Source organism: uncultured Stenotrophomonas sp. (assembly GCF_963519125.1).
Taxonomy (GTDB): Bacteria; Pseudomonadota; Gammaproteobacteria; order Xanthomonadales; family Xanthomonadaceae; genus Stenotrophomonas.
In genome coordinates, this window is record NZ_CAUQLJ010000012.1 from 25,874 (window position 1) to 49,649 (window position 23,776).

The 23,776-nt window shown below is 62.7% G+C and carries 21 protein-coding genes and 1 tRNA gene; 15 read left to right on the forward strand and 7 right to left on the reverse strand.

Features of this window, described 5'->3' with window-relative positions:
• Positions 1-32 precede the first annotated feature (32 nt).
• The 6 genes from RYM47_RS11845 (at position 33) to RYM47_RS11870 (ending at position 8,065) form a co-directional block, all read left to right on the forward strand.
• Positions 33-980: a bifunctional riboflavin kinase/FAD synthetase gene (locus RYM47_RS11845; protein ID WP_315388112.1), complete on the forward strand. Its 948-nt coding sequence runs from the start codon at positions 33-35 to the stop codon at positions 978-980.
• On the forward strand, positions 977-3,808 hold the full coding sequence (gene ileS, locus RYM47_RS11850) for an isoleucine--tRNA ligase (RefSeq protein WP_315388113.1): 2,832 nt from the start codon (positions 977-979) through the stop codon (positions 3,806-3,808). Before RYM47_RS11845 ends, ileS begins: the two co-directional genes overlap by 4 nt.
• Entirely contained in the window at positions 3,808-4,326 is a 519-nt protein-coding gene (gene lspA / locus RYM47_RS11855; protein ID WP_315388114.1) for a signal peptidase II, read from the forward strand. Before ileS ends, lspA begins: the two co-directional genes overlap by 1 nt.
• Positions 4,327-4,359: 33 nt before the next feature.
• Positions 4,360-5,310, forward strand: a complete 951-nt coding sequence (gene ispH, locus RYM47_RS11860) for a 4-hydroxy-3-methylbut-2-enyl diphosphate reductase (protein ID WP_315388115.1) — start codon at positions 4,360-4,362, stop codon at positions 5,308-5,310.
• A gap of 212 nt (positions 5,311-5,522) precedes the next feature.
• The gene (locus tag RYM47_RS11865) at positions 5,523-7,406 is read left to right on the forward strand and encodes a peptidase M61 (protein WP_315388116.1); all 1,884 of its coding nucleotides are present in this window, start codon (positions 5,523-5,525) and stop codon (positions 7,404-7,406) included.
• Entirely contained in the window at positions 7,403-8,065 is a 663-nt protein-coding gene (locus RYM47_RS11870; protein WP_315388117.1) for a lysoplasmalogenase, read from the forward strand. Before RYM47_RS11865 ends, RYM47_RS11870 begins: the two co-directional genes overlap by 4 nt.
• 134 nt (positions 8,066-8,199) lie before the next feature.
• Here RYM47_RS11870 and treA read toward each other — a convergent pair whose 3' ends face one another.
• Entirely contained in the window at positions 8,200-9,822 is a 1,623-nt protein-coding gene (treA, locus tag RYM47_RS11875; RefSeq protein ID WP_315388118.1) for an alpha,alpha-trehalase TreA, read from the reverse strand.
• 128 nt (positions 9,823-9,950) lie between these two features.
• On the opposite strand from treA, the gene RYM47_RS11880 reads away from it, so the two are divergent.
• From RYM47_RS11880 to RYM47_RS11890, 3 genes are all read left to right on the forward strand, one after another.
• Positions 9,951-10,026 (forward strand) — tRNA-Thr (locus RYM47_RS11880).
• 7 nt (positions 10,027-10,033) lie between these two features.
• Complete coding sequence (locus tag RYM47_RS11885; protein ID WP_315388120.1) at positions 10,034-10,945, forward strand: hypothetical protein; 912 nt, start codon at positions 10,034-10,036, stop codon at positions 10,943-10,945.
• 14 nt (positions 10,946-10,959) lie between these two features.
• Positions 10,960-11,448, forward strand: coding sequence for a PIN domain-containing protein (locus RYM47_RS11890; protein WP_315388123.1), 489 nt, complete (start codon positions 10,960-10,962; stop codon positions 11,446-11,448).
• Positions 11,449-11,882: 434 nt separating this feature from the next.
• Here RYM47_RS11890 and RYM47_RS11895 read toward each other — a convergent pair whose 3' ends face one another.
• The 3 genes from RYM47_RS11895 to RYM47_RS11905 all read right to left on the reverse strand — a co-directional run bounded on the left by RYM47_RS11895 (position 11,883) and on the right by RYM47_RS11905 (position 14,647).
• Entirely contained in the window at positions 11,883-12,530 is a 648-nt protein-coding gene (locus RYM47_RS11895) for an HNH endonuclease (RefSeq protein WP_315388124.1), read from the reverse strand.
• A gap of 3 nt (positions 12,531-12,533) precedes the next feature.
• Positions 12,534-13,856, reverse strand: a complete 1,323-nt coding sequence (locus RYM47_RS11900; protein WP_315388126.1) for an AAA family ATPase — start codon at positions 13,854-13,856, stop codon at positions 12,534-12,536.
• Between the two features lie 338 nt (positions 13,857-14,194).
• A complete protein-coding gene (locus RYM47_RS11905) occupies positions 14,195-14,647 on the reverse strand; it encodes a hypothetical protein (protein WP_315388127.1) in 453 nt (150 codons plus the stop codon).
• A gap of 335 nt (positions 14,648-14,982) precedes the next feature.
• Between RYM47_RS11905 and RYM47_RS11910 the strand changes: the two genes are divergently transcribed.
• Positions 14,983-15,240: a hypothetical protein gene (locus RYM47_RS11910; RefSeq protein WP_315388128.1), complete on the forward strand. Its 258-nt coding sequence runs from the start codon at positions 14,983-14,985 to the stop codon at positions 15,238-15,240.
• A 264-nt stretch (positions 15,241-15,504) separates the two neighbouring features.
• On the opposite strand, the gene RYM47_RS11915 is transcribed toward RYM47_RS11910, so the two are convergent.
• Both RYM47_RS11915 and RYM47_RS11920 read right to left on the reverse strand, forming a co-directional pair.
• Positions 15,505-15,837, reverse strand: a complete 333-nt coding sequence (locus tag RYM47_RS11915; RefSeq protein WP_315388130.1) for a hypothetical protein — start codon at positions 15,835-15,837, stop codon at positions 15,505-15,507.
• A 54-nt stretch (positions 15,838-15,891) separates the two neighbouring features.
• Complete coding sequence (locus RYM47_RS11920; RefSeq protein WP_315388131.1) at positions 15,892-17,433, reverse strand: arylsulfatase; 1,542 nt, start codon at positions 17,431-17,433, stop codon at positions 15,892-15,894.
• A 141-nt stretch (positions 17,434-17,574) separates the two neighbouring features.
• Here RYM47_RS11920 and RYM47_RS11925 point away from each other — a divergent pair, with 141 nt between their 5' ends.
• Entirely contained in the window at positions 17,575-18,579 is a 1,005-nt protein-coding gene (locus RYM47_RS11925) for a 2-hydroxyacid dehydrogenase (RefSeq protein WP_315388132.1), read from the forward strand.
• Here the strand turns inward: RYM47_RS11925 and RYM47_RS11930 are convergent.
• A complete protein-coding gene (locus RYM47_RS11930) occupies positions 18,576-18,920 on the reverse strand; it encodes a SymE family type I addiction module toxin (RefSeq protein WP_315388133.1) in 345 nt (114 codons plus the stop codon). The two genes, RYM47_RS11925 and RYM47_RS11930, sit on opposite strands and share 4 nt — an antisense overlap.
• A 769-nt stretch (positions 18,921-19,689) precedes the next feature.
• On the opposite strand from RYM47_RS11930, the gene cyoA reads away from it, so the two are divergent.
• Genes cyoA through cyoD form a run of 4 tightly spaced genes read left to right on the forward strand, consistent with a single transcriptional unit; the run spans position 19,690 to position 23,739 of the window.
• Positions 19,690-20,751 carry a ubiquinol oxidase subunit II gene (cyoA, locus tag RYM47_RS11935; RefSeq protein WP_315388134.1) on the forward strand — a complete coding sequence of 354 codons (1,062 nt, stop codon included), beginning with the start codon at positions 19,690-19,692 and terminating at the stop codon, positions 20,749-20,751.
• A gap of 8 nt (positions 20,752-20,759) precedes the next feature.
• Entirely contained in the window at positions 20,760-22,757 is a 1,998-nt protein-coding gene (gene cyoB / locus RYM47_RS11940; RefSeq protein ID WP_315388283.1) for a cytochrome o ubiquinol oxidase subunit I, read from the forward strand.
• On the forward strand, positions 22,754-23,392 hold the full coding sequence (gene cyoC, locus RYM47_RS11945) for a cytochrome o ubiquinol oxidase subunit III (protein ID WP_315388135.1): 639 nt from the start codon (positions 22,754-22,756) through the stop codon (positions 23,390-23,392). The genes cyoB and cyoC overlap by 4 nt, the downstream gene beginning before the upstream one ends.
• A complete protein-coding gene (gene cyoD / locus RYM47_RS11950; RefSeq protein WP_315388137.1) occupies positions 23,392-23,739 on the forward strand; it encodes a cytochrome o ubiquinol oxidase subunit IV in 348 nt (115 codons plus the stop codon). The genes cyoC and cyoD overlap by 1 nt, the downstream gene beginning before the upstream one ends.
• The last annotated feature ends 37 nt before the right edge of the window (positions 23,740-23,776 follow it).

The following is a 23,776-nucleotide window of genomic DNA, read 5'->3' on the forward strand; positions in this document are numbered from 1 at the left end:
ACGTTGGCCCACACCGGCCGGATCTCCCCCAGATGAGCACCCTGTTCCGATCCATCGAAGGCAAGCCCCTGTTCCCGCGCGGAAGCGTGGTCTGCATCGGCGCATTCGACGGCCTGCACCTGGGCCATCGTGCGCTGGTGCGGCATGCCGTGGCGCGTGCCCGGGCGCTGGGCGTGCCCGCCGTGGCGGTCGCCTTTGAACCGCTGCCGCGCGAATACTTCGCCCAGGGCGAGCCGCCGCCGCGGCTGACCTTGGCCCGCGACAAGGTGGCGATCCTGCGCGAGTGTGGCGTGGACGCGATCGGCCTGCTGCGTTTCGACGCGCGCATGGCCGCCATGCCCGCCGAAGCCTTCGTCGAGCAGCTGCTGGCCCAGCGCCTGGGCGCGCGCGAAGTGTGGATCGGCCCGGAGTTCTGCTTTGGCAACCGCCGTCGCGGCGACCTGGCCCTGCTGCAGGCCATGGGTGCGCAGCTCGGCTTCAGCGCCGGCGAGATCGAAGCGGTGGACCTGCACGGTGACCGCATTTCCAGCACGCGCATCCGCCAGCTGCTGCGCGACGGCGACTTCACCCGCGCCGGCGACCTGCTCGGGCGCCCGTATGCCATCAGCGGGCGGGTCGTGCGCGGCCGCCAGCTCGGCCGCACCCTGGGCTTCCCCACCGCCAACCTGCGCTTCCCGAAGACCCCTGCGCTGGCAGGCATCTACGCCACCTGGGTGCACGGCGTGTTCGACCAGCCGTGGCCGTCGGTGTCCAGCTTCGGCACCCGTCCCACCGTGGACGGCGTGGAGCCCCTGCTGGAGGCGCACCTGTTCGACTTCCAGGGCGACCTGTACGGTCGGCACATCGAAGTCGAATTCGTCGCCAAGCTGCGCAACGAAGAAAAGTTCCAAGACCTGGCGGCGTTGACCGTCCAGATGCACCGCGACGCCGATCAGGCGCGTCGCATCCTTTCCGAACACAGATTGCGAGCCACTGCGTGAGCCAGGACTACAAAGCCACCCTTCATCTGCCGGCAACCGAATTCCCGATGCGCGGCGACCTGCCCAAGCGCGAGCCGGGCATTCTGTCGCGCTGGGAAGACGAGGGCCTGTACGCCCGCCTGCGCGAAAACGCGCAGGGTCGCCCGCTGTTCGTGCTGCACGACGGCCCGCCGTACGCCAACGGCCAGATCCACCTGGGCCATGCGGTCAACAAGATCCTCAAGGACATCATCGTCAAGTCGCGCTACCTCGCCGGCTTCGATGCGCCGTACGTGCCGGGCTGGGACTGCCACGGCCTGCCGATCGAAATCGCGGTCGAAAAGAAGTGGGGCAAGGTCGGCGTCAAGCTCGATGCCGAACAGTTCCGCCAGAAGTGCCGCGAGTACGCCGAAGAGCAGATAGACCTGCAGCGCCGCGACTTCAAGCGCCTGGGCGTGATCGGCGATTGGGACAACCCGTACAAGACGCTGAGCTTCGACTTCGAAGCCAACGAGATCCGCGCGCTGTCCAAGATCTTCGCCAACGGTCACATCGTGCGCGGCGCCAAGCCGGTGCACTGGTGCTTCGACTGTGGCTCGGCCCTGGCCGAAGCGGAGATCGAATACCAGGACAAGACCTCGCCGGCCATCGACGTGGCCTACGTGGCGCGCGACAGCGCGCAGCTGGCCGCGCGCTTCGGCGTGAGCCTGCCGGCCGATGTCGAAGTGGCCGTGCCGATCTGGACCACCACCCCGTGGACCCTGCCGGCCTCGCTGGCGGTGTCGCTGGGTGCGGACATCCAGTACGCGCTGGTTGAAGGCCCGGCGCATGCCGGCAAGCGTCGCTGGCTGGTGATCGCCGCCAGCCTCGCCGAGCGCGCGCTGCGCCGTTACGGCGTGGAAGACGTGGTCGCGCATGGCCATGCCGCCGGTGCAGCGCTCGAAAACCTGCTGCTGGCCCATCCGTTCTACCCGCAGCGCGACATCCCGCTGCTCAACGGCGCGCACGTGTCCGACGAAGACGGTACCGGTGCGGTGCACACCGCCCCCGGCCACGGCCAGGAAGACTTCGTGGTCAGCCAGAAGTACGGCCTGCTGGACAAGTACAACGCCGGCCAGGTGACCCCGATCGACGGCCGTGGCGTGTACCTGGAATCGACCCCGCCGGCCGGTGACGTGGTGCTGGCTGGCCAGCACCTGTGGAAGGCACAGGAGGCCATCGTCGGCGTGCTGCGCGACAACGGTTCGCTGCTGGCGTTCCATCCGATCCGCCACAGCTACCCGCACTGCTGGCGCCACAAGACGCCGGTAGTGTTCCGCGCCACCCCGCAGTGGTTCATCTCGATGGACAAGGCCAATCTGCGCAACGATGCGCTGGCCGCCATCGACACCGTCGGCTGGTTCCCGACCTGGGGCAAGGCGCGCATCCAGAGCATGGTCGACGGTCGCCCCGACTGGACCATCTCGCGCCAGCGCACCTGGGGCGTGCCGATCGCCCTGTTCACCCATCGCCAGACCGGCGAGATCCACCCGCGTTCGGTGGAGCTGATGCAGCAGGTCGCCGACCGCGTCGAAGCCGAGGGCATCGACGTGTGGTATTCGCTGGATGCCGCCGAACTGCTGGGCGCCGAATCGGCCGATTACGAGAAGGTCACCGACATCCTCGACGTCTGGTTCGACTCGGGCGTGACCCATGAAGGCGTGCTTGCCGCGCGTGGCTTCGGCAAGCCGGCCGACCTGTACCTGGAAGGTTCCGACCAGCACCGCGGCTGGTTCCAGTCCTCGCTGCTGACCGGCGTGGCGATCGACAAGCGCGCCCCGTACAAGCAGTGCCTCACCCACGGTTTCACCGTGGACGAGCACGGCCGCAAGATGTCCAAGTCGCTGGGCAACGGCATCGAGCCGCAGGACATCATGAACAAGCTGGGCGCGGACATCCTGCGCCTGTGGATCGCCTCGGCCGACTACAGCAACGAGATGTCGCTGTCGCAGGAGATCCTCAAGCGCAACGCCGACGCCTACCGCCGCCTGCGCAACACCGCACGCTTCCTGCTGGGCAACCTGGACGGTTTCGATCCGGCCCAGCACCTGCAGCCGCTCGACCAGATGGTCGCGCTGGACCGCTGGATCGTGCATCGCGCGTGGGAGCTGCAGGAGAAGATCAAGGCAGCCTACGACGGCTACAACGTGGCCGAGATCGTGCAGCTGCTGCTGAACTTCTGCAGCGTGGACCTGGGCTCGCTGTACCTGGACGTGACCAAGGACCGCCTGTACACGATGCCGACCGATTCGCACGGTCGCCGTTCGGCGCAGAGCGCGATGTACCACATCGCCGAAGCGTTCACCCGCTGGGTCGCACCGATCCTGACCTTCACCGCCGACGAGCTGTGGGGCTACCTGCCGGGCGAGCACGCCGGCCACGTGCTGTTCACCACCTGGTACGACGGCCTGGCGCCGCTGCCGGCCGATGCCCAGCTCAACGCCGCCGATTTCGACCAGCTGCTGGCCGTGCGCGAGCAGGTGGCCAAGGTGCTCGAGCCGATGCGTGCCAATGGAGCGATCGGTGCGGCACTGGAAGCGGAGATCACCATCGCCGCCAGCGAAGAGCAGGCCGCGCGCTGGCAGCCGCTGGCCGATGAACTGCGTTTCCTGTTCATCAGTGGTGACGTGCAGGTGCGCCCGGCGACCACCGACGAGGTGTTCGTCAGCGCCCAGCCGACCGCCAAGGCCAAGTGCGTGCGTTGCTGGCACCACCGCGCCGACGTCGGCGGCAATGCCGACCACCCGGAACTGTGCGGCCGCTGCGTGAGCAACATCACCGGTGCCGGTGAAGTGCGGAGCTGGTTCTGATGGCCGCGCCCCGTCCGCATCCGAACGCCCTGGTCTGGCTGCTGCTGTCGGTGGCCATCATCGGGCTGGACCAGTGGTCCAAGGCCTGGGTCCTGTCGAGCCTGCCGGAGTTCCAGCCGGTGGTGGTCATCGATGGCTTCTGGAACTGGTACCGCACCTACAACACCGGTGCGGCGTTCAGTTTCCTGAGCGACGCCGGTGGCTGGCAGCTGTGGTTCTTCACCGCGCTGGCGGTGGGCATCAGCGGCCTGATGGCGTTCTGGCTCTCGCGCACCCCGCGCGCCCACTGGCGCAGCGCGGTGCCGTACGCGCTGGTGATCGGCGGTGCGATCGGCAACGTGATCGACCGCCAGGTGCACGGTCACGTGGTCGACTTCATCCAGTGGTACGTGGGCGAGCATTACTGGCCCGCGTTCAACATTGCCGATGCGGCGATCGTGGTCGGCGCCATCGGTATCGCCGTGTTCGGCCTGTTCGACGGCAAGTCCGCCAAAAAGGCGGATAATGCCAACCCGTAACCCCTTGCCGGCCGCTGCCGGGAGATCTGTCTGATGGATGTGCTGCTCGCCAACCCGCGTGGATTCTGTGCCGGTGTCGATCGTGCGATCGAGATCGTCAAGCGCGCGATCGAAACACTGGGCGCGCCCATCTACGTGCGCCATGAAGTGGTGCACAACCGCTTCGTGGTCGACGACCTCAAGCAGCGCGGCGCGATCTTCGTTGAAGAGCTCGACGAAGTGCCGGACAACAACACCGTCATCTTCAGCGCGCACGGCGTGTCCCAGGCCGTGCGCCAGGAAGCCGACCGCCGTGGCCTCAAGGTGTTCGACGCGACCTGCCCGCTGGTGACCAAGGTCCACTTCGAAGTCGCCCGCCACTGCCGCGCCGGTCGCGACGTGGTGCTGATCGGCCACGCCGGTCACCCGGAAGTGGAAGGCACCATGGGCCAGTGGAAGCAGGAAGCCGGCAATGGGCACATCTACCTGGTCGAAGACGTGGAGCAGGTGGCCACGCTGGAACTCAACCAGCCGGAAAACTTTGCCTACACCACCCAGACCACGCTGTCGGTGGACGACACCCGCGGCATCATCGACGCCCTCCGCGAACGCTTCCCGGCGATGCAGGGCCCGAAGAACGACGACATCTGCTACGCCACCCAGAACCGCCAGGACGCCGTGCGCGACCTGGCCAAGCGCTGCGACCTGGTGCTGGTGGTCGGCTCGCCGAACAGCTCCAATTCCAACCGACTCAGCGAACTGGCCCGCCGTGACGGCGTCGAGTCCTACCTGATCGACGGTGCGCACGAGATCGACCCGGCGTGGGTGGTGGGCAAGAAGCACATCGGCCTCACCGCCGGTGCCTCGGCCCCGCAGGTGCTGGTCGACGGCGTGATCGAGCGGTTGAAGGAGCTCGGTGCCACCGGCGTCGGCGAGCTCGAGGGCGAACCGGAATCGATGGTGTTCGCGCTGCCGAAGGAACTGCGGTTGCGGTTGATTTCGTAAAGTCTGTGGCGCGGCTGTTGTCGTCGTCCCGCGACGCTTCGCCGGTAGGGTCGCATCCCAATCGACCGCCGATAACTTCGCCCCACGCGACGAAGGCATGACCTCAGACCGCAAGGCTCTTCGCGGCGCCCCAAAACCGTGACCTTTGGCCATGGGTCCACGCACCCCCGAGGTCTAGCATCGATCCTTTCGTATGCTGGAATCTTCGCCTGATGAAACTGCGTGCCGCCGTCCTCTCCGTGCTTCTCGCTGCCACCGCCACCGGTGTCCACGCGCAGACGCCACCGCCGCATGACGTTGCCTTCCCGGGCCTGCTGCGCATCGACGTGGACGCACGCGACATCGGCCGCCGCATCTTCAAGGTCAAGGCCACCGTGCCGGCCCAGCCCGGCCCGCTGACCCTGCTGTACCCGCAATGGCTGCCCGGCGCACATTCGCCCAGCGGCCCGGTCGACAAGGTCGCCGGCCTGGTGGTCACCGCCAACGGCAAACCGCTGGCGTGGAAGCGCGACCCGTACAACGTGTACGCCTTCACCGTGGACGTACCCCAAGGCGCCAGTGAAGTGGTCGCCGAATTTAAATTTCTCTCCTCGCAGGGCGCAGGGCAGGGCCGGGTGGTGATGACCCCGGAAATGCTCAACCTGCAGTGGATCGCCAACTCGCTGTACCCGGCGGGCGTGATCACCCGCAACATCCAGGCCCAGGCCAGCGTCACCCTGCCGCCGGGCTGGGCCTACGCCACCGCGCTGGATACCGAGCGCCGCGACGGCGACACCGTGGTGTTCAAGCCGATCAGCTACGACCACCTGGTCGACTCGCCGCTGTACGCCGGCCGCCACTACCAGCAGTTCGACCTCGACCCCGGCGCCAAGGTCCCGGTGCGCCTCAACGTGTTCGCCGACGACGCCAAATCGCTGGTCGCCAAGCCCGAACAGCTGCAGGCACACCGCGCACTGGTGCAGCAGATCTACAAGCTCTACGGCGCCCGCCACTTCGACCGCTACGAATTCCTGCTGGCCCTGACCGACAAGCTCGGCGGCATCGGCCTCGAACACCAGCGCTCCAGCGAAAACAGCGGCGACACCGGCTACTTCACCGAGTGGGACAAGACCTGGCTCGGCCGCGACCTGCTGCCGCACGAGTTCAACCACTCCTGGAACGGCAAGTACCGCCGCGGCGCCGACCTCACCACCGCCAACTTCAACGTCCCCATGGGCGACAGCCTGCTCTGGCTGTACGAAGGCCAGACCCAGTTCTGGGGCCACGTGCTGTCCGCGCGCTCGGGCTTGTGGACCACCGACCAGACCCGCGACATGCTCGCCAACGTGGCCGCCACCTATGATCGCGGCCGCCCCGGCCTGGCCTGGCGCAACCTGCAGGACACCACCAACGACCCCACCATCGCCCAGCGCCGCGCGCTTGCGTACCGCAACTATCAGATGAGCGAGGACTACTACTCCGGCGGCCAGATGGTGTGGCTGGAAGTGGAAGGCAAGCTGCGCGCGCTCACCGGCAACAAGCGCAGCCTGGACGATTTCGCCAAGGCCTTCTTCGGCATGCACGACGGCGACTGGGACGTGAACCCGTATACGTTCGAAGACGTGGTCGGCACCTTGAACGGCATCGCCCCGTACGACTGGGCCAGCTTCCTGCGCGAGCGCCTGGACGGCCACGGCCCGCTCACCGGCGGGTTGGAAGCAGCAGGCTGGAAGCTGGTCTACACCGACACCCCCAACGACGCGTTCAAGGCACAGGAAACCCGCGCCAAGAACACCAACCTTCTGTACTCGCTGGGCCTGGCGCTGAATGACGCCGGCGCCATCAGCGACGTGCTGTGGGACAGCCCCGCCTTCAACGCCGGCCTCTCCCCGGGCATGACCGTACTTGCCCTCAACGGCCGCGTGTTCAAGGGCGAAGACCTCAAGGACGCTGTGACCGCAGCCAAGACCGACAAGGCACCGCTGACCCTGCTGGTAAAGAACTTCGACCACATCGACACGGTCAAGCTCGACTACCACGGCGGCCTGCTGTACCCGAAGCTTGAGCGCATCGCCGGCAAGCCCGACCGCCTGGCCGAGCTGTGGAAGGCGCGATGAACCTGCGCCGCGACGCGCCGATCCTGCTGGCGGCGACAGCCGCCATCATCGGCGCGTCGCTCGACGGCGACGGCCGCTGGCTGCATTGGATAGCCAAGCCGCTCACGACACTGCTGATCGCCGCCATCGTCTGGCGCGCGACTTCGGCACCGCCCGGTTACCGCCGCGCATTGCTGCTCGGCATGGGGTTCTCCTGCATCGGCGACATCGCCCTGATGCTGCCATTCGACGCCTTCGTCCCCGGCCTGATCGCCTTCCTGCTCGCGCACGTCTGCTACATCGTCGCCTTCCGCGCAGGCTTCAGGGCAGGGAAGGGGTTGCTGCTGGCAAGCGTACTACTAGCCCTGTTCGCCGGCATTAACCTGGCCGGCCTATGGCCGCTGCTGCCAGCCGACCTGCGCATTCCGGTCGTCGTCTACGTAGTAGTGCTCGCCCTCATGGCCACACTCGCGCTCGCACGCGCGTGGTCGCGCAATCCACTCGGCGCATCCCCCGGTACGCACTGGGCCGCCATAGGCGCAGTGCTCTTCGTCATAAGCGACTGCACCCTAGCTTGGGACCGCTTCGGCGGCGGCCTGCCTCTAGCATCCCTATGCGTGCTCGCCACCTACTACGCAGCCCAATACTGCATAGCACGCTCGGCAGTCTCCGCGCGCTGACCGTTCGCGAACCCAGACGACCTCAACTCATCAAAAACACCGGCGGTAGGGTCGGTTCCCAAACGACCGCCGACCCTGCCAATCACTGCTGTAACGCATGACCCTGGCCGGAGACACGCTCCTGCCCGTATCAATCACTCCCCAACATCCCCCGCACTCTCACACCGCTTCCCCTCCGCACACAACCGATCCAACAACGCCAACGCAACCCCATTACTCCACCCAAACCCATCCTGCAGCGGATACTCCCCGCCACCCCCACCGCCCGCAGACCCATCCACCACATACTTCTCCACCAACTTCCCCTCGCGGTCATAAACCGTCTGCACCGTCCGCAGGAACCGCACCCCGATCTGCCGCGCCAGCGCATCCTGCCGATACCGCTGCAACCCATCCACCGCCACCCACTGCAACGGCGCCCACCCATTCGGCGCGTCCCACTGCTGCCCCGTGTTCTCCGTGGTCGTCAACAACCCACCCGCGCGCACCAACTGCGCCTGCACCGCATCCGCGGTACGCCGCGCCTGCGCTTCATCCGCCACCTGCAACCACAACGGAAACAGCGCTGCCGCCGTCAGCGCAGGGCGGGGCGTACCACGTTCGAGATCGCGATCCGCATACCACCCCTGCCGCTCATCCCACAGCAGCGTATTGATCGCCCGCTTGCGCTGCTCGGCCTGCCGCTGGAACTCACGCGCCGCACTGCGCTCGCCAGAAACACGACTCGCCCGCGCCAACGTCACCTCCAGGTGGAACAACAAACTGTTCAAATCCACCGGCACGATCTCAGTGGTATGGATGCTCCCCAGCTCCGCCGGATGCACCAGCCACCGCGAACTGAAATCCCATCCAGACTCCGCCCCCGCACGCAGATCCCGATACACCTGCGAAGGCGCCCGATCCGGCACCGTCGCCGCCGTGGCCAGGTCATCCGTCCACGACTCCGTACGCGGCACCGCCCGCGCATCCCAATAGCGGTTGAGCAGGCTGCCATCATTCATCCGCACCACGCGCTCACTGGCCGAACCGGGAGCAAGTCCTTCCGCCCCACGCATCCAGAACGCATGCTCGGTGCGCAGCTGCGGCAGATAGCGGCGATACGCCTCATCGCCTTCATGCGTCGCCAGGAGATCCACCATCAGGCTGAAGAACGGCGGCTGCGACCGGCTCAGGTAGTAGCTGCGGTTGCCGTTCGGAATATGCCCGTACTGATCCAGCTGCCACGCGAAGTTGTCCACCATGTCGCGCACCTGCTGCCAGCGCCCGCTGGAGGCCAGGCCCAGCAGGGTGAAGTAGCTGTCCCAGTAATACACCTCGCGGAAGCGCCCACCCGGCACCACGTACGGCTTGGGCAAAGGCAGCAGCGACCCGCGCGGATCCACCGTCTCGGTGGTGCGGGTCAGTACCGGCCACAGCCCCTCGATATGCCCGCGCAGGGTTTCACCGGCAGGCGGCACGTAGGGTGTGCCCTCGGCAGGTACCGTGAAGTGCTCAGCCACAAAGGCGGGCAGGGCGTACCCCGGCTGCCCCTGGGCCCGCGCCCACTCCGCCAGCAGGGCATCCGGGTCCTGATGCGGCACCGCGTCTGCAAAGGTCTTCTGGTCCTTGAACAGGTGCGCGCGCTGGACCTGCTGGAACAGGGGTTGCCACTGCTGGTCCGGTGGCTGCGGGGCCTGGGCGGGCGGGGCAGCTGCCGCCGCAGCGGAACAGAGCAGGGTGGCCAGCAGCAGGCCGGGCAAGCGCACGGGTGACTTCATGAACGGCATCCGGAAGGCAACACCCCTGACTCTAGGGGCAGGAACGTCAACATCGGGTGCGGCCCGGCCAGCACAGGTTCTACCGCCGATTGACCCACCCAGCCGCTCCCCTTAGAATTGCGTGCTCAGCCGGAATAGCTCAGTTGGTAGAGCGGCGCATTCGTAATGCGTAGGTCGCAGGTTCGATTCCTGTTTCCGGCACCAGTTACAAATGAATGACTCGCAGAAAGCCAGCTATTGCTCGCTTTTTGGTAACGGGGCGGCAACTGCCTATTTGCGGGTCGCAGCCTGCGCGACGCCCTATCGCTATCCATGCAATACTCAAATCGAGATTGGCTGGGTCATCATGGCAAATCAGCGGAAGCTACTTTTCTCCGTATCTGACAGGGTCGATGGTCACGACGTGACCCCGCAGACGGTACCGCTTGGCCTACTCAAAGAGTTCGTGAAGGACGTGGCCTCATTCATCCGTGGTGATGACAAGGCAATTGACACTAAGGATCTACTAGTGTCGGTAGTTGAAGGCTCATTTGCCCTCCAGAGCTACGGCGAACTGCCTGAGGAATTGGCCATTTGGGGGGACCTCGAGCGCCTTTCAAAAGGCGTCTTGGACGGGGTCGACGCAAAACGTGCGGGCGTGGCAGAGAAGTGGCGGTTGGACGCTTTAAGGCACCCTGGGCGTACTTTCAAGATTGCTGATCCCGCGCACGACTACCTCATAGCGATTAACTCGGATACATACTTTTCGCGTGAGTTCACCGCCCAGTGGGTGTTGGTCGAACGTTACCTCTCCGGCATTGTCGAGGATTGGGGTGGTCTGACTTCACCAAACATTCATCTTAGACTGGAGGACGGGTCTTCCATCAAGGTAGACGCTACACGTGCCCAGATTCGCGGGTATGAGCGAAACCCGGTCTACCGCTTCGTGGTGATCCGCGCGGAGCTTGAAGAGGACCTGGTCAGTGGCGATAGGCGTAACGCCAAGTTTATCGACTTTGCCGACTACCAGCCACGCATCGATGAAGACGAATACACGAACGCTACGGAAGTTGGTCGGCGCGCATGGAATGACATTGGTGATGCGGCTGAATGGGTCAGAGCACTGAGAGGGAGTCGAGAGTGATAATGCGCCCAGTAATGCTCGATACCAGCTTCCTCATCGCCTATGCCGATCCCTCGCGTGCTTATCATTTGGTCGCTAAAGAGTATTTTCGCGAAGCAATTCGTCTACAGCTTCCGATGCTTCTGTCTACGCTGGTGGTGGCGGAATTTGAGCGTAAACAGGCAATTAGTACTCTCGGTCTTGGGAACTTTCGTGTTGTGCCGTTTAATTTTGACGACGGACAAGAGGCTGCGAAACTTGCCAACGAGCTTTTTCCTAAGGACGCTGAAAACGACAGAGTTTGCTTGGTGGCGGACGTCAAAATTGTGGCGCAGGCAAAGCGTTCAGGTGCTGCAGTGTTGCTGACGGAAGACCGCAAAAGCATGGCAAAGTATGTTGATGGGCTGCGCGCTAAGGGTCTAATTGACTGTTATCCCATCCTCACGGAAGACGGATTTGATGCAGGTAGGCTTGTCAATCCGGCCACCCGGGCTTTAATGCTGCCGATCCCGAGCGCAGGGTAGCAAGTAACGTTCGAGCAAGCCCTTTGGCGAGCTGCGTCGCGCGCTTGGTAATGGCTTATCTGTGGAGAAAAAGGGGGGGCGTGGCTGAGCTGCGGATGATATACTTGTGGCCAATCACGCAGTGCTTGGGCGCGATGATATCGGTTCAGTACCAGGCGCGGCGCACCATTGCCGGCCGCTTGATGCCATGGGCGCTATTCGGTTATAGCTCGCCGTGGAGCTCCTCCATCGCTCGATCAACACTTTCGCCTCCATCCAGCTACGGAGCTACTCGCGATTGAGTAACTCGTCCCGCAGCTCTCCGCCAAACCTCTCCACGAATCCGCACTACCTACGGTCTCAAGGTGCGTCGAGCGCTGCTGCGAACGGTGGATCCAGCGCCGCGCCACGAACTCTGTCGATTGAAAGCGCCGACTTAACTTCAGCTTGGATGGTTAGAAGTCTGCTTTTACAGTAAAGCGCAAAGTCCGCATGTACGCCCCGATCTGGGCTGGCGTGGCATCGGTTGGGCAGCGCTCAACAAACCTACTGAACTCGTCGACAATTGCTACGTCAAAGTTCTCCCACTCAGCGAACTTGTAGGCGAATCGAACAAGGTCGCAGAGTAAGTAGGTCTCCTTTCCCTTGTGCGGGTTCTTTGGTCGGTGAGTAATTTTTCCATCGACATTTGTGATTTCGATGTGATCGGAGTACGCATCATAATGCGGGTGTATAATCACATACGAGTCGGGTGTGGTCGGCATGCATTGGCCGGCCCTTAGTTTTTTTGTAAGGACATTCTTATTTCCCTTGGAAATGTTGCACTCTTTGCATGCCATAGCAAGGTTGCATGGCTCATACATGAATTTTGCATGGGTTGACTTCGGGATAACGTGCTCCACATCCCAGGTCAAACCGTGGGTTTCCTTCTTTACGGATCGGCAGTAGGCGCATCTGAAGGATTGCTCTGCCAGGTAGTGATCTCGAAGCGATTTTCTGAGATTCACGATGGGGCCGGTGGTCTTGTCCCATTCTTCGTGAGAGACGCCGTCATAGCTTTGGACGTGGAGCAAATCATCCCCATGGAACGTGATTGCCTTCACCGATCACCTCAATGCCAGAACTTGGTCGACCAGATGCCGCACTGGATCAACTTCTGAGAGAGATTCTCTTATGTCGGCAAGCATTGATATCTTCTCCGCATCATCGGGGCTTAAATCTTGTCTCTTAGAAAGTTTGGAAAGAATGCTAAGCGAGACGCGGATTAAGTACTCGTTATTCAGGCCCGGGGCATTGAAAATCTGAGCAAGCTGAAAGTCGGCGGATCTATTCGCATAGTCTTTGGATTGATGAAGTTGCTGTTCCTCAAGGTCTAGAACAAATCCATTTTTTGTAGTAAGTCCGGCGACGATTTGTGGTGAGTGGGTTGCTATTATGAAATGGCAGCCCGTGTAGCCGCTGAAGGCCCTTTGTAGCTTGCCTATGACGTCTGTTTGCCACTCAGGGTGCAGGCTTATTTCCGGCTCGTCAATGCATATCAGGGAATTGTCCTGAATAGATCCGGCAATTCCTAGTATCATTGTCAGCATGCACTGTTGCCCAGAGCTTGCCTGAGAGAGTTTCACCTTTCGCTTGGTGGAGCGCGTGTACAGCGTGAGGTCGGCTATTTTGAGTGCTCCTGAATTCAAGCCTTCCATGATCTCGGGTGACGAAATGGCGGCATGTGTTCGTATTCCGGAGATAAGGTCAATTTCGCAGTTGATGCCATTCCTCGAGCCGATATACGAAAGTGTGTGATGCAGGCGATCAAGCGACCAGTGTTCTTTCGAGCGTCGATTCGAGTGGCCTTCTTCCAGTAGCATCCAATGGATCGACGACTGCGGATCGTTCTCACTCTTAATGAAGCTTCTATAGCGTGGACTTACCAGAATTTTAAATTCGAGATGGGGTGCGAAGTCGAGGTACTTTAAAATGTCAAGGAGATCCGAATGCTTCGAATCTGTTCCTTCCAGCCCGCCGATTATAGATGTGAGGCTTCGCGTTAGGGAGGTGGGGCCGCCGTGTTCGGACGGCGCAATGTAGTGATATTTTGAGAATGTATAGCTGGGTTCCCGGGGTCGTGGGAACCGATCGTGTCTTCCAGTAGAAACAGCAATGACTCTGGAGGGGGTCAGGTTGGAGTTTGGCGAAAGCAGCATCTCGCCAACATTCGAGGCTGCCGTTATGTCGTGCGCTACTTGAGGGTCGAGAATTGACTTCGAGTCGTGATCGAAGATGTAGTGACTTACAATTTTACGTAATAGTCGGCTTTTGCCTGTTGCATTGCGCCCCACGATAAGGCTAAAGACGTTCGTTTCCGAGTCGCTTCGGCCGAAAGTTAGGGGTGTCCACGCTCCTTCGCTCGCTACTGCTTTGATCGTAAATGCCATCTTCTGACCGTAAGTTATTGGAGGTGGTGGTTGCTTATGCGCGGAGTCGCCTGGCGGTTGATCTCATTCAAAGGCCAGTCTTGTCAAGTGCTTTTGTTGCGTGGAACTTGAAAGATGCCCGGGGGCGGGAGCGATCGGGTCCATAACCGCTAGCTAATGATATGTTGAGTCTAGGCCACTTCTGAGCGCAACAGTTGGCCATGGCCGGCCATTCTGTTTGTGCCGATCGCGCAGGTGGCAGCTCACCCAGGATTGAGGTGTTTGTGCGATCGGGATCAACTTCAAACGAGCTGGAACGCACATGGCTGGTATGTCACTGTGGTACTGGCTTCTCGTACTCATCGTGCTGGCCGTGCCTGTTGCCACCGTCGTGGCGGTTCTTCTCTTTGTGAGTCTCCACCGCCGAGCAGGCAAATGATTGGGCAGGAGTTCGTCATCTTTCTTTCGGACCGACCAAACTGCCGGTTGTTCGCCACAGTCCGTTGGGCGACCCCACATACCAGCTGGCGAAGGTAACTGCCCATTGCGCCTGCTGCGAGGGCGACCACTGCACGATGCGCCGGATCAAGGATGCGCCTGGCGTGGTCCGAAAGCCGCGGCAGGGTTGCCAACAGTTGGGCGCTCAGCAGCAGTGCGAGCACATCCAGCCTCGCCATATCCACCAACGCAGCCAAGGGCGCCAGCTCCGGGTTGCAGGCCATCAGCACCACCACGACGATGGTGGAAACCGCCAGCACCCGGCGACTGGTTGTGCTGGCGGTGAATCTACTGAGAGCGGAGAACAGGGGCACGGAGGTTACTCGCGTGGGGTCTTTATCCAATCATGGCGCCGTCAGCAGCCGGCTTCAACGCCCCCCTGGGGTGGCCGCGGCGATCTTCTCCAGCGCCTGGTCCAGGGTAAAGGACGCCGCCTTATGGTGCGGCGGGAACTCCTTTTCGTAATGCGTAGGTCGCAGGTTCGATTCCCGTTCACGGCGCCGGTTGCAGCGAAAGCCCCGGCTTTGGTCGGGGCATTTTGTTTTTGCGGAGTGACCGCCATTCGTCTCGGCTGCCGCGGGGACCGCCCTTCAAACGCCGCGCCCGGTGCATCATAGGCACCCGTCCAGACGTCCTCCAGTTTTCCCCCATGCGTCCCGAAGAACTCCTGCCCGACAACACGAACGAAACCGAACGCGGTGGCCTAGTGATCCGCAAAGGCACCGTGGGTGCCTTCCTCACCTCGGTGCAGGTGTGGGGCGACCCTGCCGCCAGTGCAGATGCCAAAGCCACGGCAGAGGCGGATATGGTGTCGGTTCTGCCAGCGATGCAGGCGCTTGGTCTGTTCGAGGTGTTCGAGCTGCGCGACCCGGCGCTCAGGGCGTTGGTGGCCAGGCACCTGCCTTAACCTCAGGTCTGCTGTTTCCACCAATCTTTTCGACCTCTGCCGGTTCGTCGCGCGCGCTCCTTTCGCTGCGCTTCCTGCTGTTCCTCAGGGGAGCGGCGGTCAGGCCCGAAGCACATGTGATTGAACATGCCGGCGCGCTCAGCGCGCCCGTGAGTAGTGGTGTCGTGGTGGGTTGTCGTCATCAGCACAGGCTAGCGGCGGTCGGTGTCACTCGTTGAGACGACGCGACACCCCTCTCGGTTCCTTGAGGGCAGAGGGGGATGCCTACCGGTTGATCGTTACCAGTCTCCGCGCATGCCCGAACACCAGCTGGCGCAGATAACCACCCATCGTACCTGCCGCCAGACCGACCATTGCACGTCGCGCCGGATCAAAGGTGAGCGGGGCGCGGTCCACCACCCAAGGCAGGGTAGCCAGCAACTGGCTGCCCAGCAGCAGGGCCAGTACATCCAGCCCCACCATATCCACCAGCGCAGCCAGGGGGACCAGCTCCGGATTGCTGGCCAACAGCAGCACCACGGCTACCGTGGAAATCGCCAGCATCCGGCGACCTGTCGTGCTGGCGGTGAATCTACGCAATGCGGAGAGCAGGGGCACGGAGGAAGCTCGCGTGGGGTGTGTCTCGGATCATGGGGCCGTTACCGGCGTGGTTCAACGGCCCCCAGAGGCCGTATCGGCGATCTTCTCCATGGCCTGTTCCAGGTTGAAGGAGGCCGCCTTCTGGCGCGGCGGGAACTCCTTGAACGAGTCCAGGAACGGCTGCACCACCGCCATGCCCAGGTTCACCTGCGGCACGTGGTCGATGAACCAGTCGTAGTAGGTGTTGGAGGTGATGTCCGCGCGTTCGTACGGGTCGGTGCGCAGGTTGAACAGCTTGGGCACGCGCAGCACCACCAATGGCTCGGACCAGATCCGCATCGTGCCCTGCACGCGCTGTTCCATGAACACGATTTTCCAGTTGCCGGCACGCAGCGCAACCAGGTTGCCATCGTCGTCGAAATACACCAGCCCTTTGCGCGGGCTGGGCACGCCTTCTTTGGTCAGGAAGTCGACCAGGTTGTAGCCGTCGATATGCACCTTGTAGGTGGTGTCGCCAATGCTGTGGCCCTTCCTGAGCTTGTCCACGATCTTCGGTTCGCCGGCGAGCGCAAGGAAGGTGGGCAGCCAGTCGTGGTGCTGCACGATGTCATTGCTGACCAGCCCGGCCGGCACATTGTTCGGCCAGCGCACCAGCAGTGGAATGCGGAACGCGCCTTCCCAGTTGGTGTCCTTCTCGTTGCGGAACGGCGTCATCGCACCGTCCGGCCAGGTGTTCATGTGCGGGCCGTTGTCGGTGGAGTAGATCACGATGGTGTTCTCGGCGATGCCCAGCTCGTCCAGCACGTCCAGCACCGTGCCCACGTTCTTGTCGTGGTCGATCATCGTGTCGTGATAGCGCGACTGGTCCTCGCCTGCCTGGCCCACGCTTTCCGGCTTGGTGTGCGTGCGGAGGTGCATGTGGGTGAAGCACACCCAGGTAAAGAACGGTTTTCCGGCCGCATGCTGGCGCTTGATGAAGTCCACCGCGCAGTCTGCGAAATCATCGTCGCAGGTTTCCATGCGCTTCTTGGTCAGCGGCCCGGTGTCTTCGATCCGTTGCTTGCCGACACGGCCCCAGCGCGGTTCCTCGGTGCTGTCGTCCTTGTCGGTGGCGAAGCTGCGCAGCACGCCGCGTGGCCCGAGCTTCTTGAAGAATGCCGGGTCCTTCGGGTAGTCCGGCAGCTCCGGTTCCTCTTCGGCATTGAGGTGATAGAGGTTGCCGTAGAACTCATCGAAGCCATGCGCGGTAGGCAGGAACCGGTTCTGGTCGCCCAGGTGGTTCTTGCCGAACTGGCCGGTGGCGTAGCCTTGTTCCTTGAGCAGTTCGGCAATGGTCACGTCCTCGGCCTGCAGGCCAACCGGAGAGCCGGGAATGCCGACCTTGGTAAGGCCGGTGCGGAAACCACTCTGGCCGGTAATGAACGAGGCGCGGCCGGCGGTGCAGCTCTGTTCGCCGTATGCATCGGTGAAACGCATGCCTTCACGGGCGAGCCGGTCGATGTTGGGCGTGCGGTACCCCATCAGGCCATCGCTGTAACAGCTGAGGTTGCTGATGCCGATGTCGTCGCCCCAGATCACCAGGATGTTGGGTTTGGCTGCGTTCTTCGAACTCATGGGCTTGCCTCCGATGGATGCGCCAAGATTGGAATTCCGGCGGGGGCTTGGCATCCGAAGGACTACTGAAGCGTGCTGCGTAGTTGTACTGGGGCGGCGTGAATGAGTTAACGTCGGGGCATGCTCCCGTCAGGTCTTGACATGAAAACTGCCGTTTTCAGCGCCCGTCCCTACGACCGGCACTTTCTGGAGGCCGCCAACCAGCAGGGCGGTACGGTCGATGTCTTCACGTTCGCCTATTTCGATGTAGGCCTCGATCTGGCGACCGCAACGCTGGCGCAGGGGTGCCAGGCGGTATGCGTGTTCGTCAATGATCGCTTGGATGCACCGGTGCTTAAGGCCCTGCATTCGCTGGGTGTACGTGCGGTACTCCTGCGTTGCGCGGGCTTCAATAACGTCGACATTGCGGCGGCGGAGCAGCTGGGCCTGTTCGTGGCGCGGGTACCGGCGTATTCCCCCGAGGCGGTGGCGGAGCATGCGCTGGCGCTGATCATGACGCTCAACCGGCAGACCCATCGGGCCTACAACCGGGTGCGCGAGGGTAACTTCATGCTGGACGGGTTGCTGGGCCGCACGCTGCATGGCAGGACCGTTGGCATTGTGGGCACCGGCAAGATCGGCCTGGCCACTGCGCGCATCATGAAAGGCATGGGCTGCACGGTGCTGGGGTTCGATCCGTACCCGTCGGCCGCGTTTGCGGAGATTGGTGAAGCGGTGGCGCTGGACGAGCTGCTGACACGTTCAGACATCGTGTCGCTGCATTGCCCGCTCACGCCGGACACCCACCACCTCATCAATGAGGAGTCGTTGGGGCGGATGAAGCCCGGCGCGATGCTGGTGAACACCTCGCGCGGTGGGCTGGTGAATACCGATGCGGTGGTGCGCGCGCTGAAGTCACGCCACCTCGGGCACCTGGCCATCGACGTGTACGAACAGGAAAGCGCGCTGTTCTTCCAGGACCTCTCGGGGGAGATCATTGACGATGACCTGTTCCAGCGCCTGATGACCTTCCCGAACGTGCTGGTGACCGGTCACCAGGGGTTCTTCACGGTCGAGGCATTGCAGGAAATCTGCAGCATCACCTTGGGAAATCTGGCCGACTTCGCCAACGGGGTGGAGTGCAGGAACAGGGTGGCGGCTGCCTAGGCAGCCTTGGCCTCCCGGTCTTCCACGCCGGTGTAACGGACGACGGGCTTTTCGGGCTCGCCGTTCACGAGCCCAAGGGGCTCGCCGTTCCAGAGCGGTGTGATGACAATCCTGCCCTGGAAGGCTTCTATCCGCACCTGCGCGCCGACCGCGAAGCCGAAGGTCCGCATCCAAGCGCCGCTCAGGGTGATCAGGGGGAGGGGGCCGAACTCGTCGCGGCAGTGCTCGTCGATCTGCAGGACCGCGCGGATGTTGTGGGCGTAGCGGGGCCGGTAGCGGGGCAAGAGCGGCAGCGGCGGGGTGGGCGATTCTAGGGGCGACTGGTCCGGAGCGAGGGTCATTTGTTTGCCTCCATCAAGGGAATGGCCCTCGCCGGTCAGGGCGAGGGCGTCGGGAGGTCAAAACCGTGCAAGTCATACGGCGGGCATATTCCCCGTGAAGGGTCTTGTATTAGCCGCCCTCCCGACATGGGACACCACTAGTTTCGACTTGCGGAGTTTTGAGCTCCGGGGGCGACCTTGGGCAGATCTGCCAGATGAGGCAAAGTGATTGTTTCTGTTGAATTTTCGATTTCGATAGGCTGTGCCTACTGATTGACGTGACTGGCCCGTGCAGCGCGTGAAATGGTGCTTTGGGGTGTGATCGTGGGCACAATTGGGGGTGGCGGCTGCGGCGATAGCCGGAGCGCGGGTTGGCCAGAGCGGTGTCGCGAAAGGCGCACGCGTGGTCGTGGGTGCGTCGGCCGTTCCAGCCGGGCAGGACCCGGCTCTACCGCAGCGGGGCAGAGCCCCGCTCTACCCGCAGCAGCCGGGCAGATCCCGGCCCCAATCCGGGCCGCCGTTTGCGCGATGCCGGATTCATGTCTATACATGTGACCGCGACTTTGCCGAATTCGGCAACTGCCCGCGCCATGCGACAACGTGTCGCAGCCATTTCCGGGCTGATCCTGCGCCAGATCATTGTCAATGGACTTCTTAAATGGTGCATAACGGCATAAAATCAGGGGGCTGACATGTACGTCCTCCGTGCCGCCCCCTTGGGACCGGTACACCCGGCTTTGGCTGGCGGGGCGCGCTTGAGATGGCATTCCCTACGCAATTGGATCGACCGATGATTCCGTTGAAACCCCTTGGGCGCTGGTTGCGCCCGGGCCTGCTGTTTGCGTTGTCCGTGTTCCTGACGGGCTGCAGCTCGGCCATTCTCGACCCGAAGGGCCAGATCGGCCATGACCAGAAGACGCTGCTGATCACGGCTACCGTGCTCATGCTGCTGGTGGTCGTGCCGGTCATCATCATGACCCTCGCCTTCGCCTGGAAGTACCGTGCCTCGAACACCAAGGCCCGTTACGAGCCGAAGTGGTCGCATTCCACCGCCATCGAAGTGGTGGTGTGGTCGATCCCCTGCATGATCGTGCTGGTGCTGGCCGTGCTGACCTGGCGCTCTTCGCACTCGCTCGACCCGTACCGACCGCTCGAGTCGGAGACCAAGCCGGTAGTGATCGAAGCCATTTCGCTGGACTGGAAGTGGTTGTTCATCTATCCGGAAGAGAACATCGCGACGGTCAACGAGATCACCTTCCCGGTCGATACCCCGTTGAACTTCAAGATCACGTCCGATTCGGTGATGAATGCGTTCTTCATCCCGCAGCTGGGCACGATGATCTACTCGATGACCGGCATGGAGACCAAGCTCCATCTGATCGCCAACGAGATCGGTGAGTTCCCGGGCATGTCCTCGCACTACAGCGGCGCGGGCTTCAGCAAGATGCACTTCACGGCGCATTCGGTGACCAACGAGCAGTACCAGCAGTGGCTGGCCAAGGTTCGCGCCGAGTCCAGCACGCTGAACAAGGACGCGTTCGCCGCCCTGGTGGCCGACCGCAACCACGACTGGCATCCGGTCACCTATTTCGGCAGCAGCGAAGCGGGCCTGTTCGACTGGGTCATCGCCAAGCACATGGGCAACAACCAGCACTACGGCATGAACCACACGGGCATGTCGCATGGTGCTGCTGGCGAAAGCCACGAAGGCCATGAAATGCCGGCCGGTGACCATGAAGGCCACGACGCCGCTGCCGCTCCGGCAGGTGCCGCTGCGGCCGACCATGCCGAACACACTGCAGACGAGCACGCCGCCGCCGGTCACGCCGGTCACGCAGGCTCGGGAGAATAAGCATGAATCTGTTGGGCAAACTGACATTCGCGGACATCCCGCACGACCCGATCATCATGACCACGCTGGTAGGCGCGGGCATCGGTGGTCTGCTCCTGCTGGCAGTCATCACCAAGTTCAAGCTGTGGGGCTACCTCTGGAAGGAGTGGTTCACCTCGGTCGACCACAAGAAGATCGGCGTGATGTACCTCATCGTCGCCTTCGTCATGCTGCTGCGCGGTTTCTCCGACGCCATCATGATGCGTACCCAGCAGGCGCTCGCCGTCGGCGGGTCCGAGGGTTACCTGCCGCCGCACCACTACGACCAGATCTTCACCGCCCACGGCGTGATCATGATCTTCTTCGTGGCGATGCCGCTGATCACCGGCCTGATGAACCTGGCCGTGCCGCTGCAGATCGGTGCGCGCGACGTCGCGTTCCCGTTCGTCAACTCGCTCAGCTTCTGGCTGTTCGTGTCCGGTGCGGTACTGATCATGCTGTCGCTGTGGATCGGTGAGTTCGCCGCCACCGGCTGGCTGGCGTTCCCGCCGTTGTCGGGCATCGAATACAGTCCAAGCGTCGGCATGGACTACTACATCTGGGGTCTACAGGTCGCAGGCCTGGGTACCACGCTGAGCGGTATCAACTTCTTCATCACCATCCTGAAGATGCGTACCCCCAGCATGAAGCTGATGCAGATGCCGGTGTTCACCTGGACCGCCCTGGTGACCAACGTGCTGATCGTCGCCGCCTTCCCGGTGCTGACCATCACCCTGGTGCTGCTGACCCTGGACCGTTACTTGGGTACGCACTTCTTCACCAATGACGGTGGCGGCAACGCCATGCTGTACATCAACCTGATCTGGATCTGGGGTCACCCGGAGGTGTACATCCTGGTCCTGCCGGCGTTCGGTGTGTTCTCCGAAGTCATCGCGACCTTCTCGCGCAAGGCGCTGTTCGGCTACAAGGGCATGGTCTACGCCACCGCCTGCATCGGCGTGCTGTCGTTCATCGTGTGGCTGCACCACTTCTTCACCATGGGCTCGGGTGCCAACGTCAATGCCTTCTTCGGCATCACGACGATGATCATTTCGATCCCGACCGGCGTGAAGATCTTCAACTGGCTGTTCACCATGTTCCGCGGCCGCGTGCACTTCACCACCCCGGTGCTGTGGACCATCGGCTTCATGGTCACCTTCGTCATCGGCGGCATGACCGGCGTGATGCTGGCGATTCCGGCCATCGACTTCGTGCTGCACAACAGCCTGTTCCTGATCGCCCACTTCCACAACGTCATCATCGGCGGCGTGGTGTTCGGCATGTTCGCCGGCATCACCTACTGGTGGCCGAAGATGTTCGGCTTCCGCCTGAACGAGTTCTGGGGCAAGTGCGCGTTCTGGTGCTGGTTCATCGGCTTCTACGTGACCTTCATGCCGATGTACGTGCTGGGCTTCATGGGCATGACCCGCCGCCTGCAGAGCACGGTCAACCCGGCTTACGAGCCGCTGCTGCTGATCGCCGCCGCAGGTGCGTTCATCGTCGGTGCCGGCATCCTGTGCCAGATCATCCAGGTGGCCGTGTCGATCCGCGACCGCAAGAAGACCGTCGACCTGACCGGCGACCCGTGGGATGCCCGTACGCTGGAGTGGGAAACCTCTTCGCCGCCGGCCTTCTACAACTTCGGCACCCTGCCGGAAGTCACCGAGCTGGACGATTTCTGGGAGCGCAAGCAGCGTGGTGAAGCCTGGCCGAAGCCGGCCAAGTACACCGACATCCACATGCCGCGCAACACCGGCACGGGCGTTGTCATCGGTGCCTTCAGCCTGGTGTTCGGCTTCGCGATGATCTGGCACATCTGGTGGCTGGCCATCGTCGGCTTCGTCGGCATGATCGCCACGTTCATCTACCGCACCTTCGACCAGGACGTGGACTACTGGGTCCCGGCCGCCGAGGTGGAACGCATCGAGAACGAACACCGCAAGCACCTGGAAGCCCAGGGCCTGGTGAAGTCGGAGCTGAAGGCATGAGCACCAATACCTCGACCCTGAGCCACGGGCACGCCGCGCACGCGGCGGCCCATGGCCATGACGACCACGAGCACCACGACACCGGCGGCAACACCGTCTTCGGTTTCTGGGTGTACCTGATGAGCGACTGCCTCATCTTCGCCTCGCTGTTCGCCACCTACGTGGTGCTGGCGGGCGGTACCGATGGTGGCCCGACCGCGAAGGACCTGTTCGAACTGCCGTTCGTTGCATGGGAAACCGCGCTGCTGCTGACCTCCTCGCTGACCTTCGGCCTGGGCATGATTGCCATGCACCGCAAGCAGATGGGCCAGATGTACCTGTGGCTGGGCATCACCTGGCTGCTGGGCTTCGGCTTCATGTGCATGGAAGTGTGGGAGTTCCAGCATCTGATCCACCAGGGCTACGGTCCGGACCGCAGTGCCTTCCTGTCGGCGTTCTTCGCACTGGTCGGTACCCACGGCCTGCACGTCAGCGCTGGCCTGCTGTGGCTGCTGGTGATGTTCGTGCAGCTGAAGAAGTACGGCCTGACCCCGACCAACAAGACCCGCATGGCGTGCCTGAGCCTGTTCTGGCACTTCCTGGACCTGATCTGGATCGGCGTGTTCTCCGTCGTCTACCTGAAGGGAGCGCTGTAATGGCACATGACAATCACGCACACGACCATGGTCACGGCGCTGGCGGCGAGAGCCACGGCACCGTCAAGTCCTACCTGGTCGGTTTCCTGTTGGCTGCGGTGCTCACCATCATCCCGTTCTGGGCAGTGATGAAGGGCGGCCTGCCGGTGTTCACCACCGGTGTGATCATCATCGTGGCTGCGATCCTGCAGATCTTCGTGCACCTGATCTTCTTCCTGCATCTGAACCGCTCGTCGGAACAGCGCTGGAACGTCAGTGCGGCGGCCTTCACCGTGGTGGTGATCGGCATCATCGTCGCCGGCACGCTGTGGGTCATGCACAACATGAACGTGCACATGATGCACTGACGTCTCCGGATGTCGCGCATGCAGAAAGGCCGCCCGG